This window comes from Bythopirellula goksoeyrii (genome assembly GCF_008065115.1).
Lineage (GTDB): Bacteria > Planctomycetota > Planctomycetia > Pirellulales > Lacipirellulaceae > Bythopirellula > Bythopirellula goksoeyrii.
Genome location: NZ_CP042913.1, coordinates 1,156,203 through 1,174,405 on the forward strand (window position 1 = coordinate 1,156,203; position 18,203 = coordinate 1,174,405).

Genomic DNA, 18,203 nt, shown 5'->3' on the forward strand with positions numbered 1-18,203 from the left:
CGGTTCAATTCGTGTCTGGTACGGAACTAACCGTGGGCCAGCGCACAGCGGCTGATGAGCAGTCCGGGCTAGAGATCCGTCGGTAGTTATAGGACTCAAACTGAAAAGGAGAACCACGGATTACACGAATTTCACGGATAAGTTGAGACGAAACCGTACTTTTGGGCATCGAATAGGTTTGCGCACATGTGGGGTGTGATGTTGAACAATCGAAGGAGTATTTTCCTGTTTTTCGTGGGACTTGCTCTATCCGAGAAATCCGCGCAATCCGTGGTTGCCGTAATCTTGCTTTTCAGTTTGAGTTATGGGACTATTCGCGCTGAGTGCCATGACAGCAGCAGTGCGACTTTTGCGCGGCGGGAAGGAGAGTTTTTTCTCAAAAACTTTTGACAAATCTTGCTGAAACCCGGGAAAAGTTAACAATTTCGATTTATTTTTTTATTTTGTTTTTCGGTTTTCAAATTATGTGCGGTGCAAAACTCCCTCTGCGGCGCGTCCTCCGTCGTTCTGACTACGGAGTTCATTGCTCTTTGGGTATTCCGCTTTCCGCCTTTATACGTCCGGATCCACTCGCTTGAGATTCGCCAGATATTCATCGTAGGCTTGAGCGGCCAGTTTGTGGGCGGCATCGCCTGCTTCGTCCGCTCGGCGAGTCGCTAGCTCCTGAAGTCGCTTCAGGGGCCCATAAGCAACTATTGTGTCGTAGGGATGGATGTGGCTATTGCCGGCAGGAGCTCCGACGTAGTCGCCATTGTTTCGCTTGATCCCTAGCACCAGAATGCCCTCACGCGCCAGGCCTAAGCTCGCAAGTGTCTTTCCAGCAACCCAGTCCCCAGGCTCAATGTTAAGTTCTGTCACTGAAAAGCCTTTAGCAAGTTCCAGCAGAGATACGTAGTCTTTGATTTCGAGATGGGAGAAATTGGTTATTGCCAAGGTGATAAATCGGTTGAGTTTGTTCTCGACCCACCGACTGCTTGCCAATAACCACAAGCAACCCAGGCTCGCGAACAACACGATCAGACTCGATGCGATGCCTTGGTACTCCGACTCTCTAGCCCCCAACAGAAACAACATCAAGAAACTGATCGAAGTTGCGATACCGACATTGCCGGCGATCATCAGGGCCATCACGATATGGCGACGAACCGGATGCTGGGTGATTGATTCCGCCTCGCTCGTGGTGAAGCCAACCCCAGTAAATGCAGAATGGGACTGGAAACGGGCCGACTCGCGAGACAACCCCGTCAGCATGAGCGCCATTGTCCCCACTCGGATGATAATCAACGAGAGGGCCAGCACCACTGGCAACGAAATGACAGGAATCAGTAGTTCCATAGGCTTTTGCTTGTAGAGTGGGCAATGCCCACCTCTGTTTGTTGGCCCCAAATACGCTTCTGAAAGGTAATGCCCACCCTACCCGTTCAGTAATAAAACAGGCCGGCGAACGAAAACTCGCTCACCGGCCTGCAGCATAATACTTACCAGAAATATTGCTAGTTATTTTTCTCTTTTAACTCCTGGGCTCGTTGCTCATACTTTTCGGCCAAAGCATTTCGACCTAGAGATCGGAGCGTCTCGGCGGCTGCTTCAAAACTTTGCGAATTCTGATCATCGTTTAAAGCTGCCAGTTCAAAGGAGTTGAACGCCTTGTCATATTCTTCCATCAGCATGTAGGCACGACCACGTTGGTTATATAGATCAGGGTTGGTCGGCTCAACCAGAATCGCCTCATTGAAATTATCCGCAGCCCGCTGGTACTCATCCAACGCCGCGTAGGCCAAGCCGCGGTTGATGTAAGGGAGGGCGAAATTGGGATTCTTGTTGATCGCTTCACCGTAGCTATCAATTGCCGAACGAAAGTCATCTTCAGCAGCAAAAGTGAAACCGGTCCACATGTGTGGCAAGGGATCGGTATAGTCAGAAGCAGCGGCTAACAAGAAGTCTTTCCGAGCGAGTCGATTCTCATCTTGCAGAAACCAACAGATGCCGCGTTTCAAATAAGCATTGGTGGTATACGGAGCCGATTCGCCAGCGGGAACCAGTTGCAATGCGTCCGTGAAAGCCTTAATAGCCTCACCGTATTTGTCCTGCATGCGGAGAGCAACGCCCTTACGATAGAGGGCCTGCCCCGAGACGGGGAAAGTATCAGGCAATTCCGAGAGCACCGCATCGGCATCTTCATTTACCTTTTCGTATAGCTCTTCGCGTTTCTCTGCAGGCGTTTTCGCCTCGTTCGCTAGAGTGAGTCGCGCATCGCTACGCAAGAGATAACCCTGGACATAAGTCTTGGGATCAGAGCTTTCTTCTGGTTCGTAGAACTTGATGGCATTGGTAAGTGCCTCGATTGCCTGAGGAATCTTCTCCTTGTCATCCTGAAAGAGATAGATATTGGCTAACATCGAGTAGGTTTCAAAATCGTCGTCTTTGAGTTCCACTGACTTCGCCAGATCTGCCTCGGCCTCGTCAAAATGGCGCAGCTGAGCATGGGCAAGTCCTCGGTTGCGGTAGACTTCGGCATTTTCAGGATCCAGTTCTGCAGCCTTGTCCAAGACTCGCAACGCACTGGTAGGGTCCTGGCGAAAATTAACTAGCAAGTCGCCAAGATTGGCAGCAATCTCCGGATCGCGGCGATCGAGTCCAATGGCGTTGTTGAAGTCGTTAAACGCCAAGTCGTAGAGTCCTAGTTCCCTTTCAGCAATTGCCTGTCCGTTATAGGCCTTGGCCGACTTAGAATCGATATTCGTGGCAGCCTTGTAACTGTCCAAGGCGGCCTGATAATCATCCATGTTACGCAACGCCTCGCCACGACCAAAGAAGGCTTCGGCATAGGTGTTGTCAATATTGACTGCCTGAGTAAATGCCGCGACCGCATCGTCCCACTGCTCGGCTTCGAGCAATTTCATGCCCTCTTCGTAAGCGGCAGTTGCATTGGTATCACGGATGCCTAAGTCCTGAGACTCGGCCAATGGCACAAACAGCGTCGCCATCGCGACGAACACAGTTAAGTTCAAGGTATGTTTCAAAGCACTCATGCGATCTCTTCCTCGGTTCTTTGAAGTTCGTTTTCTGTTATGTGAGAGGGGGATGCGGTCCTTATGGTCACACTCAGTGCCTCTAGGTAGCGACCCACATTAACTTACCACGCGCCCTGTGCGCATGCTTGGAGGAAATAAGAACCGTCCCCGCCATTTTGCTGATCGCACAGTTCCGAATAGTGCGGACCTGCCGACTGCAACGAAAAAGCACGTTCCCGCGGCCAGGCGGAGGGGGCTCTTACTGGAGAATTCTACGCAGCAGAGGTGCGTGAGGCCACTATTTGGACCTAGATCGTCGGCGTCGGCTTGGCTTCCTTGCTTCCCGACACTGCCCAGCGGCTGTGATTAGACGATGTGCGATTGTATTCTTTCGCAAAAGCTTCTGCCTCGTCACTGGTGAAATCTCGCTGAATCGTGCGTTTCAATTTGCGAAATTCGTAGACGTGGACGACGTGATCCGCTGGAGGGCCAGCGGGTACTTCTTCAGCTTCTTCCACAGCCTGCTCGACGGCTTCTTCTTCAGCCTTCTCCTCTGGAGCCTCTTCGTCGGCTTTTGCTGCCCTCTTGGCTCGTTTGCGAGGAGGCTTTTCGCTGGTCTTAGAGGCAGCCGGCTTGCGACTTGTGGAGCGGCCTTTTTTCGCAGGTTTCTTCGGAGCTTCTTCCTCGTCTTCTTCGTCTTCGTCCGAATCTTCCAAGTCGGAGTCCTCTGTGTCGCTTTCGTCCTCCAACTCGGAATCGTCTTCGTCTACGAATTCAAAGTCTTCTTCAAACAGATCGTCGTCGTCATCTTTTTTATAAGGCATAGGAAAACAGTAAATTCCATTTAGAGGAAGCGCGACTGCCCCAACACTAGCAGCGGCAGGGGACAGCAGGCGCAGAAGGAAACAGACAGTATTTGCCAATTTCCCTAGGTAGTCAACTGCTACCGAACGGTCGAAGGCTTGGCGACAGGGGCTGCGAGCCGACTTCGGGCAGCTTGAATCCCTGCCTGGAGCACGATATCGGTCTTTTCCTGGCTAGCCAGGTCGATCCGATCGACGGCCTGTTTCGCCACAACCTGTACCTTGTCGTGAGGTTCGACGCCATTGTAGCTGATCGCAGTTCCCTTGGGGGAGTAGAATTTGGCGGTAGTCAGGCGGATTCCTGCCCCGGCAAATCCCAAAGGAAAGATGCCCTGCACAGAACCCTTGCCGAACGAAGTGCTGCCCACGATCGTGCCGCGATTATTGTCTTTGATCGCACCAGCAAAGATTTCACTCGCACTGGCGCTGTCGCCATCAATCAGCACGACCAGAGGAACCCGCCAGGTGCCACCGTAGTGAGCTGTGTAATTAAAGTCCTCTTGGGGACTGCGTCCCCGAGTGGAAACGATATTGCCTTCGGTAAGGAACTTGTCTGCCAACTCAACCGAAGCAGTCAGGAGACCACCCGGGTTGCCCCGCAAATCAAGGATGAGCGATCGCATTCCCTGCCGGTGCAGGTCCCAGAGAGCTGTTTCTAAATCTCGGCTGGTCGTCTTTTGAAAGGCGGGGATACGAGCGTAGGCAATGCCAAAGTCACTGTCGACAATTTTGGGATCTTCAAGGCTAGGCACATTGACATGCTCGCGGCGGATATTCAATACGCGCGGTTCGGCGCCCGAGGAGTAAACCGTCACTCGCACGTACGAGCCTTCGACGCCGGTGAGCATCGAGGCGGCCTCGTCGGTGGAAAGTTCGGCGGTCGATTTGCCATCCACCGCGACAATGCGGTCCTGGCTCAAGATACCAGCCCGCTCGGCGGGACTTCCGGGAATCACTCGCACAATGAGCAGGGCCCCGTTTTCGGCCTTCAACTCGACGCCGAGTCCCACGAAGTTGCCTTCGATTTGGGAATACGTTTCGCGTAATTGGTCGGCCGTCAGAAACGAAGAGTAATCATCCAGTCCCTCTGCCGCTGCGGTGACAAACTCGAGTACCGTCGCCGTAGGGTTGAGTCCGGCACGAACTTCAGCGAGTCGTGCAACATCTGAGGAGAACGTCATCAGGTCTCGGGAATTCTGCAGTGTGCGTTGGCCAAGCAACTGATAGATTTCTTTGCGGACTTGGGCCAGTTGATCGGTGGAGAGCTGCAGCTTATTTACAGAGAGGAAATTAGCGTCGGTAAGCGCCAAGTCAATCGCCGACGCACCCCGCACACCAAGCTTTCGCCAGGGGGGGTTAGAAACGTAGTGCGTATTGGTCTTCTGCAGCAGTTCGGCGTAAAGCGACAGGGCCTGTTCCCTGTTTAGCGTTGATATGGACTCAACGAAGCTCTGATCATGGTAGCGGCGTTCCACGCTGTAGTGCAGCTTGGCCAGGTCGTGATGCTGCTGGAGCGTTTCGTTTCCACGGTGCTCACGCAGGGCATCTTCGTAGTGGCTCAGTGCCTCACCCCACCGATTGTTCGTCTCCAATTGCCGACCACGGTCGAGAACGGAACTGATCGAGTTGGCGGGAAGGGCCTGGGGAACAATAGTAACAGGCTCACCACTTCGTGAGACCTGAGCAGCTGCTGGGCTGGCGAAAATCGCACCAGCGAAAAGCATGAGAATCAACAGCCGTGAAAAGCGGCTGCTGGAGTCTTTGAAAAGTCTAAAACGAGGAACCTCGAGTGCTGAGATCTCGAGATTGTTGCGAATCTGCATGGGATGCTCGTTATCTGTTCTTTGGGGAGTCACGCGTCGTTTGTGCGGAAACGTGTGCTCAGCGGTCCCTGTCTGATCCACCAATCCTGGGGGGATCGGGTGGAAGCGCACCGGCAGCAGATTCGGTCGAAAATTGCTGCCTAAGTGAATATAGGTCACTCTGGTGCGCTAGTCAAAAACTCGCTTCGGTGTTTCTTCACACTTTTACAGTCTTGCCCCTTGCGACCCTCACAGCCCTTGCGGTAGTACCACGGGGCAACCGTTGGGAACGATGAGTTCGGCATTTTCGATTGAGCCTAAGCTAGCGAATCAACCGACCATACCGTTTTTGAGGGGGAAGACATTCAACACGAAATAACGCGGAGGAAAAGAGCATCCTGCCAACAACTCGCCAGTCCTTCCTGCGACCGGCACCAACTGGACTCTTCTACGTAAGACCCAACCCGGAGGTTCATTGAAAGGCCCGCCAAGAAGTGCTATCGTAGCGTCCCCCACCAACTCCTAACCACTAACCACATCCTTCCATGCCACTCTCGCCTCCCATTAAACGTGCCCTCGTCAGCGTTAGCGACAAGCGCGGACTGAGCGATTTTGTCTCTGCGTTGGTCGCGCTCGATATCGAAATCTTTAGTACGGGCGGTACACGCAAGCACTTGGAGTCGGCAGGGATTCCAGTGCGCGACGTGGCCGAATATACCGGCTTTCCTGAAATGATGGATGGACGGGTTAAAACACTCCATCCCAAAGTACATGGTGGTTTGCTTTGTCGCCACGACAACCCATCCGATATGGCGGCGCTTGCTGAGCATGGCATCTCCTCGTTTGAGTTGGTGGTCGTTAATCTGTATCCGTTTGCCGAAACGATTGCCCGTGAGGGCGTGACCATTGCCGAAGCGATCGAACAGATCGACATCGGCGGGCCGTCGATGGTTCGTTCGGCGGCGAAGAATCATGCGTTCGTCACCTTGGCAACCAATCCCGAGCAGTATGACACGATACTTGCCGAGATCCGTGCCGATGGGGCCACGACGCTTGAAACGCGCCGCCAACTTGCCGTTGCGGCTTTTGCTCAAACTGCCGAATATGACACGACCATCGCCCAGTACTTTGCGAAGATCAACTCGACTACCGACGATGCCGAGTACTCTCCAATGGTTCAACTCTCGCTACGGCAACGAGACACACTCCGCTACGGCGAAAACCCCCATCAGTCGGCGGCACTCTATGCTTTTCCCTCAGCATCGCCTGAGAGTCTGGTGAATGCGGAGCAGCTCAACGGAAAGGAACTGTCCTACAACAACCTGCTCGATCTGGATGCTGCTCTGGCTATCGCGCGTTCACTGCCGACGCCGGGCGTGGCGGTCCTGAAACACAACAACCCTTGTGGGGCTGCCACCGCAGACACGCTTGCCGAAGCCGTGAGCAAAGCCTGGGACGGCGATCCGTTGAGTGCCTTCGGATCGGTGCTGGGTGTGAACGTGCCCGTCGATGGACCGATGGCAGAGTTCCTGGCTGAGCCGGGCAAATTTGTCGAGGCGATTATCGCCCCCGACTTCACAGCCGAAGCTTTGCAGGTGCTCACAACCAAACCAAAGTGGAAGGCCAACGTACGACTGCTCAAAACGGGCCAGTTCCCCGAAGGCAACGGGGCCCACGTCTTTCGCCAAATCGATGGCGGTATGCTCTGCCAAACTGCCGATGACCTGCCCGATGACAGTAGCTCCTGGAAAGTCGTGACCGAGGCCCAACCCTCGGAAAAATTGCAGGCGGACCTGGCATTCGCCTGGGCCGTTTGCCGATTTGTGAAGTCCAATGCCATCGTGCTTGCCAAAGATAAGTCGCTCCTTGGCGCCGGGGCCGGACAGATGAGCCGTGTCGATTCAGTGGAAATCGCGATTCGCAAAGCGGGCGACCGGAGCCAAGGGAGCGTCTTGGCCTCCGACGCGTTCTTCCCGTTCGAGGACTCGATCGAGCAAGCCGCCGCCGCCGGCATCGCCGCCATCATCCAACCCGGCGGTTCCCGCCGCGACGCCGAAGTGATCGCTGCCTGCAACGAACTCGGTTTGCCGATGATCTTCACAGGGATACGTCACTTCCGGCATTGATAAAGTCTCAGCGCAAGTTACGCAAAATCAACAATCTCTACTCACTCCTGCGCACCGGGGTGGGTGATTCGGCGTGACCAATATTGTCGAAATCTTTCTCTACAAAACAAAACCCCTTGGCCTTTTGATGTTTTCCAGCGGTTTTGGAGATATTCTCAAATAGTTTTGTAATTAAAACTCCTCTCCAGGCTCCATCAATGCGAATTGGTTTCTGCAATCAAAGGCCTGGCGACTACCGACGGATCTTTAGCCCGGACTGCTCATGGAACAGACTGTTTCGTCGAGGACTCAATTTTCAAAGATCGGCGCAGCGAATGCGCGTGCCGCAGCGATTCTAACAAATCGCGCGGCCAAAAACTTGCGCAAAGTTTCGGCTAACGTCTGGATCTGGAAGACCCGACAGGGGACCAAGCAGTAAATGTTGGCGACGGCCACAGATATCGTTTTGTTATCAATCTCGCCGGGGCGGAACATATTTCGCAAAGCACATTTCCGAGTCTTTAAGGAGGAAGAAATCGAGCCGTCTCCTTGGCTGGGCACCCGTGTCGTATTATCACGGGTGGCAAGAGGCGATTCGGTTTACCTCCTGTGCTCCGCACATCGATAATAGGCCGAGCGAGCAAGCTTCACTCAATGGCTGGGTCTTCAGCGGCCGACTATCGGTGCCACCTGCGAAGACTTCTGCCGTTCCGCAGCTCAGGACAACGTGTCCTTATGCACCTGGCCAGTCTCGAAGCGAACAACACTTTCCCGAAAACGATACGTGGCGATGCCGTCACACCAGTAAAAGACGCCGAAGATTCAAGCCCTCGGTGATTTGAAGCTTTCCTGAAAAGCGTCAAGCTTGGGAAAGAAATTGACCTCGTTTAAATAGGAATCGAAAGCATCCGATTGCTACTCCAGTGGCTCCAAAAAACAGAAAAGAAGATGGCTCCGGCACGGCTGTTATCGTAAGTGAACTGAGTATATCCGGGTCGTACGAGCCATTGGCGAAAGCAGTGCTAGGAAAAACTGAGTAAGATGATTCAAATCCAGAAGCTTCATACACGAAATAGGAAACGAATTCAACAGAGCTTGGATTGCCTAAATCGTTCATCGATAAAGATGCTTCAAAAAACTGTCCGTTTTCGACCGTATTCGACGAAAGGCCAGCCACCCACGAGGCACCATTCCACTGAAATCCATCAGTGTAAAAACCGTCCGCACGATAGACGAAAGCATGCGTGGCCGAGAACGGAAGACTCGGTTGTTGAGTATTAAAATTCAAACCTGTCGTCGAACCAAGTCCGCCATTTCCAAAATATGCAACGATAAAATGACTAAACCCACCATTCTGAACGTCGGCTCCATCAAACCCAAAATGAAAGCTGGTTGAATCCGCAACGGCATACCCAGTATACGCCGGATCGGAAGTCGGATAAGTATTTGCGGCTGAAAAATTATTGATGCCATCAATGACTAAATCAGCCTTGACTGTCGACTGTGCAACAAGAGATGCGATCGTCACAATGAAGAACCAAGGAGTAAATGATTGGTACATTATTATTTATCACCTGCACAAAAAGTATCTGCGGCTCGCTCCGAGTCGCACGTGAACGGTTCATGCTAAGCTGCCGAGAGTCCGAAGGCAACTATCGATATGACGATTTGTTCCGAATGTTGAACGCGTTTTGCGTCCAATTCCGGGCGCAACCGCATTGCGCTCCCCTGGCGGGTTGCGGCTAAACCGATGGCGGGAAATAGCTCCAGCTGGGCCTAGATCGGGTATAATTGGAGATGCGGCCGGTAGAATCGGCAGAATCAGGTCGGAATCGGGCCTGATAGGCGGTTTCGGGGGGCGAAAATTTGACACTCTTTTCTTGGCCTGACTATACTGCGAGTAGAGAATTACTCTTGCTATAGCAGAGATTTGAGGAACTGGATCGATGACTTTTTTAGGTAAAATGCTTACGTTCTTTGTAGGCTTCGCGGCATTTGGCGTGATGATCATTTCGATGTTCGTCTACGCGACTCACAAAAACTGGCGCGAAGATGCGGAGGCCTTGCAGGCGTCTCTCGACAAAGCCCGTGCACAGAACGAACAGCTTGAGAGTCAGAAGAATAGTCTCGATAGCCAACTCAATGCAGAACTCGAGATCGCTCGCCAGGAGGCCAGCAAGTTGGCTACCGAACGCGAGCAACTGCTCTCACAGAATCTCTTGATCCAAAAGGAACTGGATCAACTTCGGCAGCAAGAACGCACCAACACGGCAGCGGCCGATTCAACACAGAGACTTAACGAAAAGCTGACCGCTGATGTCGACGTCCTGCGAAAGGAAATTCGCACCGAGCAGCAAGCTCGTGACGAATCATTTGATGTGACCGTCACTGCGACGGATAAACTGCATCAGGCTCAGGGAGAGCTAACCTCGCTGTTGGACCGCAATCGCCAATTGGCACAAGAAGTGGCCAACAAGATGGCACTGCTCGAAGATAATGACATCGATCCTAACACGAGCCCAGATGCCGTCGTTCCCAAGGTTCGCGGTATTGTGAGCAAGACCCAACGCACAGCCGGCAGTCAATTGATTGAGGTGACTGTGGGTGCCGACGACGGCTTGAAGCCGGGGCACACGGTTGAGGTTTATCGTGGAGATCGCTATTTAGGCCGGGCTGAGATTCTCAAAACCGAGCCGGATCGTGCCGTGGGGCGCATCCTTCGCCAATTCCAGCAGGGCCAAATTGAGGAGGGCGACGATGTCGCAACCAGATTTAGAATCGGCTAGCGTGCCAAGCGTTATCAACAAGAAGCCTCAGTACAACATCTACTTCATGTTGCTGGTCGTGGCACTCATCTCGCTGTTGATGGCGTGCTTGTTTCTCTTTCTCGAGATCCGCTCCTACGGCGGTTTTGGGGCATTCCGCGGCAGCGTGGGTGCGGTAAGTGTTCCGCTGAACCTGAATTTCTTGCTGTAGCTCGTTAATAGCCCACAACTATTACTAGAATTCGCTCATGCCCCTGCGGGTTCGGATTCTCTAGCACCTAATTCGCGGTCCAGGTCCAAGAGGGACGCGGGGTCGTCCTTCACCATGTTAAATTTGTGAACGACCTCTCGGGCGGTCTTTTCTTCTTCGACTTGCTCGGTGATGAACCATTCAAGCTCGACCAGCGCGGCAAACGCTTTTTCTTGGAACGCAAGTTCATAGAGATTGTCGATTTGTCCGGTGACTTTTTCTTCCTGAGCAAGTGCCTTCTCGAACACTTCGACGACGGATTCAAAATCGACTTCCGGTTGGGCAATCGGTTTGAGCAGCACCTTGGCATTGCGAGCAAGCAGGAAGTTTTGCAACTTGAGGGCGTGGGTACGTTCCTCTTCACTTTGAATTTTCATCCAATGGGCGCAGCCCATGAATTGGTTGTACTCACACCAAGCTGACATGGAGAGGTAGCTGTAGGAGGAAAATAACTCGTTATTGATTTGGGCGTTGATGGCGTCCTGCATGACTTGGGCGAGCATGACCGTTACTCCTCGGATACTTGTTTAGGCTGTAGTTGTCTTCAATATCAATTCTAGAAGTCTCACCGGGCGTGTCCATGCCATCGATGCCTATGTGACTTCGCGAGAGGAAAAAAAGAGGCTCGTCGTCACGCGTGTTGACGACGAGCCTCAGTCTCAAGAAGCAAATACTTGCGAAGACGCAAGCATAGGTGCTAAGCCGACGAGCGGCAATTCAAGTGGGCCCGACTGGAGTTGAACCAGCACGCCCTTTCGGGCACATGCCCCTCAAGCATGCGCGTCTGCCAATTTCGCCACGAGCCCATAGCATTGTCAAACTAGCGTTTGACGGCAGACAATCGAGTCTACCTGGAGGGCGTCCGGCGTCAAGGTGGGGACTAGGAAGCAGGAGAACTGCAAAGTCAAAATGCACGGAATTGCAAAAGCCCAATTTCCAAGGACCAATGGCCAAAACAGTCAAGATTCCTGCCGAAATTGGTCATTGGAAATTGTACATTGGTCATTTTCCTACCAATGCCGATGTACATTGCAGTTCTCCTTGCTAGGGAGAGGGTCTGGTTTTCCCGGCTTCCGAGTTAGGGTACAATGAGAAGCCCCTCAATCCGGTTTCCTGCCATGATTTCCTGACTCTCCGACCAACTCTTTCCCCGGGCGGTTCTCAGCGATGACCGATAGTCGTGCCACTCTCCTGCCGAAAACATGTGACGTAGGAATTGTATGTTGCCTGTTCGTTGCCTTGCTGGTATGCAACCCAGCGAAGGGAGCAGACCCAACCGCCTTGGAGCATTTCCAGAATCAGATCAAACCGATTCTGGAGGAAAAGTGCTATGACTGCCATGGATATGGCATGGAGGAAGGGAGCGTCGCATTTGATGGTTTCGAGTCAGACGAAGCGCTCATCACTGAGCCGGAATTGTGGCACCGGGCACTTCGCATGCTGCGGTCTGGATTGATGCCACCTGCCGAAATGCCATCGTTGACTGCCGAAGAAATGCAGCAAATGGAGCACTGGATCAAGACGGACGTATTCCGTGGCGATGCCGAGAATCCTGATCCAGGGCATGTCACTTTGCGGCGTCTCAATCGAGTGGAGTATCGCAATACGATTCGCGACCTACTGGGAGTCGATTACGATGTGAAGGAAAACTTTCCGCAGGATGATAGTGGACATGGTTTTGACAACCTGGGGGAGGTACTGACGGTATCACCCTTGCTTTTGGAAAAATATCTGGGGGCCGCTCGCGAGATTGTCGCCAAGGGAGTGCCGACCAAAGCCGAGCCTGGCAAGGATAAGTTCTTTCCTCGCGCAGTGCCGGAGGACGCCGCAGAGAAGCAAGCTTATGCGCGGGAGTTGCTGGGGGACTTTGCATCGCGAGCTTATCGACGTCCGGTGGATGACGAGACGGCCGAGGGGCTCGCTCAACTGGCGGAGAGCGTTTACTCTCAGCCCGGTGCTACCTTTGAGAAGGGGGTTGCAGAGGCCGTGGCGGCCGTGTTGACTTCACCTCGTTTTTTGTTCCGCGAGGATTTTACTGACGAGGCAGCTACCGTAGAGGGATACGCTTATTTAGATGATTACTCCATCGCGTCGCGACTCTCCTATTTCTTGTGGTCTTCGATGCCCGACGCAGAGTTGCTTGAGCTGGCTGCGGAGAACAAGCTGCGCGAGAATCTGCCGGCGCAGTTGGATCGCATGCTTAAGAGTAACAAGTCAAAGGAATTTGTCCGCAACTTTGCTGGCCAATGGCTAAGATCACGAGATATCGAATTCGCCATTGTCAACGGGCCTCAGGTGATGCGCAATGACCAGGCGCCCAGGCAGAATTCTGACCGTCTTCGGAAACGTTTTCGCCAGTTGCGTGCAATTCCAGAAGAAGACCTGACGGAGGATGAGCGCGTAGAATTCAAGAAAATCCTCGACGACTTCAGGGAGTCTAGGGGCCGCTTTGACGACTATGAACTTCGGGGCGATCTACGCAGGGCGATGCGAATGGAAACAGAGATGGTTTTCGAGAATATCGTTCGGGAAGACCGCAGCCTCCTGGAACTGATCGATAGCGATTACACGTTTCTCAACGAGCGGCTCGCCAAACACTACAACATCGAGGACGTAGAAGGTGACGAAATGCGACTTGTGAAGCTGCCCGAGGGAAGTGTACGGGGGGGGATCCTCACGCAGGGAACCATGTTGGCAGTCACCTCCAATCCGGATCGCACCTCCCCTGTGAAGCGAGGACTGTTTATTTTAGATAACATCTTGGGGACTCCGCCTCCTCCACCGCCGCCAAATATCCCCGCTCTGGAAGATGCGGGCACGCGTTCCGAGAAGCGGACCTTCACCATCGCCGAGGCGCTCGCCGTTCATCGTGCCGAACCGTTGTGCAGTTCGTGCCACAATCGGATGGATCCATTGGGTCTGGCCCTGGAGCAATTCAACGCTTTGGGAATTTTGCGCGAAACTGACCACGGTAAGCCCGTCGTGACCGAGGGAGAGTTGATCACGGGTGAACAGTTTACGGATATTCGCGAGCTCAAGCGGATCCTGGCGACTGAACACCATACTGAGTTTTATCGCTGTTTGACCGAGAAAATGCTCATCTACGCGCTGGGGCGAGGTATCGACTATCATGATACAGAGACGGTCGACGCGATTGTTGAGCAACTGGAAGCATCGGGGGGGCGTCCTTCGGTGTTGTTTAAGGGAATCGTTAACAGCGCTGCGTTTCAGAAGACTCGCAGCGCTAAGCCGCCCGACACGGTGGACCTTCGAAGAGAAGCTGGAGAAGTATTGTGAAAAATCAACTTGACCGTCGCCATTTCTTGCGGAATGTGGGTGCCAGTATTGCGCTCCCAAGTTTCGTCTCCCTGGGAGGTAGCAAGCTATTCGCTGCCCAGTCGGCGGCCAGATTGGCGACAACTGCCAGTGGGGCCCCATTGCGCACGGCCTTTGTGTATTTTCCCAATGGTTCGATTCCATCTCAGTGGTGGCCAGCCGAAACGGGCGATGCTCCTACGCTGGCCGGTACGCTTGCGCCGCTGGAGAAGATGAAGCAGCATCTGCAAGTGCTCGGTGGTTTGGATCAGGTGAACGCCGAAGGAGATAAGGATGGCGCTGGCGACCATGCCCGTGGTAGTTCGGTTTTTCTGACTGGAGTCCGCCTCAATAAGAGTGCCACGGATATTCAAGCCGGGGTGTCGATCGATCAGGCAATTGCCGAGAAAGCTGGCGAGCAGACGCTGTTTCCCTCGCTTGAAATGACATGCGATGAGCAGCGGCAATCCGGCAGCTGCGACTCGGGATATGCCTGTGCTTACCAATTCAATGTCTCGTGGAAGTCGCCGACCCAGCCGATGCCTCCTGAGCCGAACCCTCGGCTAATGTTCGAGCGACTCTTTGGTAGCGGGTCACCTGCCGAACGGGCTGCGAATTTGGCTCGTCGCCGGGCAGACCAACAGTCGATTCTTGATTATGTGCTCGGAGATGCCCGCAAGATGCATAATCGCCTGGCAGCCAGAGACCGGGAGAAACTCGATCAATATCTCAACGGGGTGCGTGAGATCGAGCAGCGATTGGAAAGAGCTGAGCGCCTTTCCGCGACCAACGTCCCGCAGATCGATGCTCCGGCAGGCATCTCAGCGGATTTCGCAGAACATGTGAGCATCACTTTTGACATGCTCCTCTTGGCGTTTCAATCGGACTTAACACGCGTATCAACACTTATGTTGGCACACGATGGGAGTAACCGTTCGTTTGATCACATCGGAATTCCAGAGGGACATCATGATCTATCGCACCATCAGAACGATGCTGAGCGAATAGAGAAAATCGCTCGGATCGATCGCTGGTATGTTGAGCAATTCGCTAATTTCCTCGATAAGCTACAGAACACACCCGATATTGATGGGAATTCGCTTCTGCACAATTCGATGATTGTCTACGGCAGTGGCAACGCAGATGGCAATCGCCACACGCATAGCAATCTGCCGATTATTTTAGCGGGGCACGGCGGAGGCGAGCTCACTCCAGGCCGCTATCAGCATCACGGTTCCAAGCCGCTCTGTAATCTGTATCTCTCACTGGCGGATCGAATGGGGGTGACCGACTTGCAGCGGTTCGGCGATTCCACAGGTCGACTGGGGGATGTGTGATTTTTTGTAGGGTGGGCGGTGCCCACCCTACCGCATGATCGCCAGCGCCAGGTACGGCACAAGATTCAACAAAAAAACTCCCACCTTGTACGCCGTCATTCCGGCGTAGTGAATTGCGTCGAACGTCTCGACCGGGATCTTGAATAGTCTGCCGTGTATGCGGTAGATCCAATCATGGGCCAGCCAAAACATTAAGAACCACCACGTGAGTAGGCCCACATTGATGAGTGTACACCAACCGAGAAAGGATTGGGTGGATTCGAAAGTCATATGATTGGCTCCTTTGAAATGAATTCTATTTAGGCGGCTCTATCAAGCCAATTCCCCGATCAGCTTCCGCAATTCTTGCCGATAACCGAAATGCTCTACTTCGACCCGATGGCGTGGTGAATCGAGGTACGTTCCTCGGCCTTGCCAGCTATTGACCGAGGTTCGCTTTCGCTTGTTGAGCCGCGAGGCTGCTGGGGAATTCTTCTCTTGCGATACGAGATAATTGGCGATTAGCTGTGCCTGGTAGTCAACCAGTCCCCATTGACCGCTATCAGGCTGAATGAGGCCGGCGCAGAAGAGGTCGTTTCGCTCGGGATGAAAGATATTTAGATACAAGTTGGGGCGGCCGTCGCGCCAATTGAGTTCCTTGCGGTCGACGAAGGGGAAGCTCAGTTTGAATCCGGTGGCGTAGAGGATCACGTCGATTTGCTCTGAAGTGCCATCGACGAATCGCACGGTATGGCCAGCGAGTTCTGCGACATTCGGTTTTTCGCGCAGATTGCCGTGGGCGATCTGGTCGTGCAGTCGGGAATTGATGACCGGGTGAGTCTCGAAGAGTTTGTGATCGGGGCGGGGCAGGCCGACGAGTTCCGGCGGGCCGAGTACCCAACGGACGACGAGCTTGGCCGCCAAACGTCGCAGCGGCAGAGGAATCCGCCAACGGAGCAAGGTTTCGCCGCATTGGTCGATGGGCTTGCCTTTGAAGAACTTAGGCAGGATCGGGTAGCCACGACGGATGCTGTGAAATGCACTGGCGGCATGGATTGCAGCCTCGACAGCCAAATCACAACCAGAATTACCGCAGCCGACGACAAGCACCCGATTGCCGGTGAGCACGTCGGGAGTCTTGTACTCGCTCGAATGCAGCGATGTACCGCTGAACGCGCCGGGGAAATCTGGAAAACGGGGATCCCAATTGTGGCCGTTAGCGATGACTACGCCGCGGTAGGTGCGAGTTTCGCCACTGGCAAGAGTAACGTGCCAGTTGGTCGCGGTCGGTTCGATTCTCTCAACCGTCGTGTTGAACTGGATGTGCTTAGAGAGACCGAAGTGCCGGGCGTATTCTTGAAGATAAGCGTAGACCTGCTTGTGGTCGGGGAACTCGGGGTACTCCTCCGGCATGGGGAAATCGGTGTACTCGGTGAGCTGCTTGGACGAGATTGTATGCGTCGAAGCGTAGACGCTGCTGGCTGGTTTGCCGTAGCACCAGTTGCCTCCGATCGAGTCCTCTCGCTCCAGGCAATCGAAAGGGATACTCCGCTGCAGAAAATTCTTCGCCACGGCCAACCCCGAAGTGCCGGCACCCAGGATGCAATAACGATCGGCGTGTAGAGAAGTCATAGCAGGGCATCAGGAAGAATTGTCGGGCAATCCCTCCATTATGCCAGAAATTGACACGAGATAAGAGCGGCAAAAAGAATGACCAGTGAGTTCAGCCTCCAATTCACATTGGTCATCGGACCTTGAGAATTGGTCATTCTAGGATATCGGCCCTGGCGCCTGCTGGGGGCAAATGACGCCAGGACCGGTTCGATGGCAAGTCTATTCGGACTCCGGACGGGGTGGACGAGCGGGTCGTTCTGGCCGCTCGGGACGTCCAGGCCTATCTCTATCTGGCGGGCCAAACCCTTCGCCGCGGGGACCACCTGGCCGGCGGCCTCTCTCGGACATGCTTTGGCGCATTGAGTCCGTGAGTTTCATGAACTCCTCACGGCTGAGTTGATCGTCGCCGTTTTCGTCAAATCGATCGAATACCTCATTGGGGTCCGGTCGACCCTCAGGGCCACCAGGACCGAATCTTGGTCCGCGCCCAGCTCGAGGCGGGCCGTCTACTTGGTTCTGAAGCGGAGCACGGTCAGCACCATCTCGTAGTCGGGGTCCCTCGGAGTCGGCTCGGCGTGGTGGCGGTCCGTCACCTTCAGGGCGGCGTGGTCTGTTGGCACCTTCAGGTGCATCAGGCCGGGGAGCACGATCAGCTCTAGGACCACCAGGACCTCCACCACCACCAGGACCTCCACGGCGGCCACGTTGAGACTCGGTGAGCTTCATGAATTCTTCACGGCTAAGTTGACCGTCACCATTTGCATCAAACTCGTCGAACAATTCGTTGGGATCGGGACGACCTTCACCGCCTCGTCCGCGTCGCCCTTGAGGTCCTCCGCGACCAGGACGGTCTTGTCCAGCGGGGCCTCCGCGACGTTCACGCATAGTTTCGCGTGCCTGCTGGCGCTCTTCGTCATTGAGTTTACCGTCACCGTCGGCGTCGAATTCTTCGAGCATTTTCTGACGCATTTCCGGATCACGATGGGGGCGGTCCGGTCTATCGCCTTCGGGCTGCGCGTTGGCGATCCCGGTCGAAATGAGCGGGAAAGCTACCAATAAGAATAGTGTCTTGGCTCGCATGGTTTGTTCTCCTTATTAGGTGAAAAAGTGACTGTTTTCTTCGATAGCCGATCTATCGACCCTAAGGGATTTAACTCCG

The 18,203-nt window shown here is 53.9% G+C and carries 15 protein-coding genes and 1 tRNA gene; 6 read left to right on the plus strand and 10 right to left on the minus strand.

The window, feature by feature from the left end; all coding sequences use genetic code 11:
• Window positions 1-552: 552 nt before the first annotated feature.
• The 4 genes from Pr1d_RS04525 to Pr1d_RS04540 form a co-directional block, all read right to left on the minus strand.
• Window positions 553-1,335 carry a TrkA C-terminal domain-containing protein gene (locus Pr1d_RS04525; RefSeq protein ID WP_148072415.1) on the minus strand — a complete coding sequence of 261 codons (783 nt, stop codon included), beginning with the start codon at window positions 1,333-1,335 and terminating at the stop codon, window positions 553-555.
• Between the two features lie 158 nt (window positions 1,336-1,493).
• Entirely contained in the window at window positions 1,494-3,032 is a 1,539-nt protein-coding gene (locus Pr1d_RS04530) for a tetratricopeptide repeat protein (protein WP_148072416.1), read from the minus strand.
• A gap of 290 nt (window positions 3,033-3,322) precedes the next feature.
• Entirely contained in the window at window positions 3,323-3,838 is a 516-nt protein-coding gene (locus Pr1d_RS04535; protein ID WP_148072417.1) for a hypothetical protein, read from the minus strand.
• A gap of 119 nt (window positions 3,839-3,957) precedes the next feature.
• Window positions 3,958-5,859, minus strand: coding sequence for a S41 family peptidase (locus tag Pr1d_RS04540; RefSeq protein ID WP_168205051.1), 1,902 nt, complete (start codon window positions 5,857-5,859; stop codon window positions 3,958-3,960).
• A 365-nt stretch (window positions 5,860-6,224) separates the two neighbouring features.
• On the opposite strand from Pr1d_RS04540, the gene purH reads away from it, so the two are divergent.
• Both purH and Pr1d_RS04550 read left to right on the plus strand, forming a co-directional pair.
• Window positions 6,225-7,805, plus strand: coding sequence for a bifunctional phosphoribosylaminoimidazolecarboxamide formyltransferase/IMP cyclohydrolase (gene purH, locus Pr1d_RS04545; protein ID WP_148072419.1), 1,581 nt, complete (start codon window positions 6,225-6,227; stop codon window positions 7,803-7,805).
• A 633-nt stretch (window positions 7,806-8,438) separates the two neighbouring features.
• Window positions 8,439-8,621: a hypothetical protein gene (locus Pr1d_RS04550; protein WP_148072420.1), complete on the plus strand. Its 183-nt coding sequence runs from the start codon at window positions 8,439-8,441 to the stop codon at window positions 8,619-8,621.
• A 22-nt stretch (window positions 8,622-8,643) separates the two neighbouring features.
• On the opposite strand, the gene Pr1d_RS04555 is transcribed toward Pr1d_RS04550, so the two are convergent.
• On the minus strand, window positions 8,644-9,345 hold the full coding sequence (locus tag Pr1d_RS04555) for a hypothetical protein (protein WP_148072421.1): 702 nt from the start codon (window positions 9,343-9,345) through the stop codon (window positions 8,644-8,646).
• 385 nt (window positions 9,346-9,730) lie between these two features.
• Here Pr1d_RS04555 and Pr1d_RS04560 point away from each other — a divergent pair, with 385 nt between their 5' ends.
• Together Pr1d_RS04560 and Pr1d_RS04565 are read left to right on the plus strand one after the other, a co-directional pair.
• A complete protein-coding gene (locus tag Pr1d_RS04560; protein ID WP_148072422.1) occupies window positions 9,731-10,570 on the plus strand; it encodes a hypothetical protein in 840 nt (279 codons plus the stop codon).
• Complete coding sequence (locus tag Pr1d_RS04565) at window positions 10,542-10,760, plus strand: hypothetical protein (protein ID WP_148072423.1); 219 nt, start codon at window positions 10,542-10,544, stop codon at window positions 10,758-10,760. The genes Pr1d_RS04560 and Pr1d_RS04565 overlap by 29 nt, the downstream gene beginning before the upstream one ends.
• A gap of 35 nt (window positions 10,761-10,795) precedes the next feature.
• On the opposite strand, the gene Pr1d_RS04570 is transcribed toward Pr1d_RS04565, so the two are convergent.
• Entirely contained in the window at window positions 10,796-11,302 is a 507-nt protein-coding gene (locus Pr1d_RS04570; protein WP_148072424.1) for a ferritin, read from the minus strand.
• A gap of 219 nt (window positions 11,303-11,521) precedes the next feature.
• Window positions 11,522-11,605: transfer RNA gene (locus Pr1d_RS04575), tRNA-Leu, on the minus strand.
• Between the two features lie 361 nt (window positions 11,606-11,966).
• Here Pr1d_RS04575 and Pr1d_RS04580 point away from each other — a divergent pair.
• Both Pr1d_RS04580 and Pr1d_RS04585 read left to right on the plus strand, forming a co-directional pair.
• Window positions 11,967-14,096 carry a DUF1592 domain-containing protein gene (locus Pr1d_RS04580; RefSeq protein ID WP_148072425.1) on the plus strand — a complete coding sequence of 710 codons (2,130 nt, stop codon included), beginning with the start codon at window positions 11,967-11,969 and terminating at the stop codon, window positions 14,094-14,096.
• Window positions 14,093-15,451 carry a DUF1552 domain-containing protein gene (locus tag Pr1d_RS04585; protein ID WP_210417888.1) on the plus strand — a complete coding sequence of 453 codons (1,359 nt, stop codon included), beginning with the start codon at window positions 14,093-14,095 and terminating at the stop codon, window positions 15,449-15,451. The genes Pr1d_RS04580 and Pr1d_RS04585 overlap by 4 nt, the downstream gene beginning before the upstream one ends.
• Window positions 15,452-15,478: 27 nt before the next feature.
• Here Pr1d_RS04585 and Pr1d_RS04590 read toward each other — a convergent pair whose 3' ends face one another.
• The 3 genes from Pr1d_RS04590 to Pr1d_RS04600 all read right to left on the minus strand — a co-directional run bounded on the left by Pr1d_RS04590 (window position 15,479) and on the right by Pr1d_RS04600 (window position 18,124).
• Complete coding sequence (locus tag Pr1d_RS04590; protein WP_148072427.1) at window positions 15,479-15,721, minus strand: DUF6868 family protein; 243 nt, start codon at window positions 15,719-15,721, stop codon at window positions 15,479-15,481.
• Between the two features lie 42 nt (window positions 15,722-15,763).
• Window positions 15,764-17,062, minus strand: a complete 1,299-nt coding sequence (locus Pr1d_RS04595; RefSeq protein WP_148072428.1) for a flavin-containing monooxygenase — start codon at window positions 17,060-17,062, stop codon at window positions 15,764-15,766.
• Between the two features lie 201 nt (window positions 17,063-17,263).
• Window positions 17,264-18,124 carry an EF-hand domain-containing protein gene (locus Pr1d_RS04600; protein ID WP_148072429.1) on the minus strand — a complete coding sequence of 287 codons (861 nt, stop codon included), beginning with the start codon at window positions 18,122-18,124 and terminating at the stop codon, window positions 17,264-17,266.
• Between the last annotated feature and the right edge of the window lie 79 nt (window positions 18,125-18,203).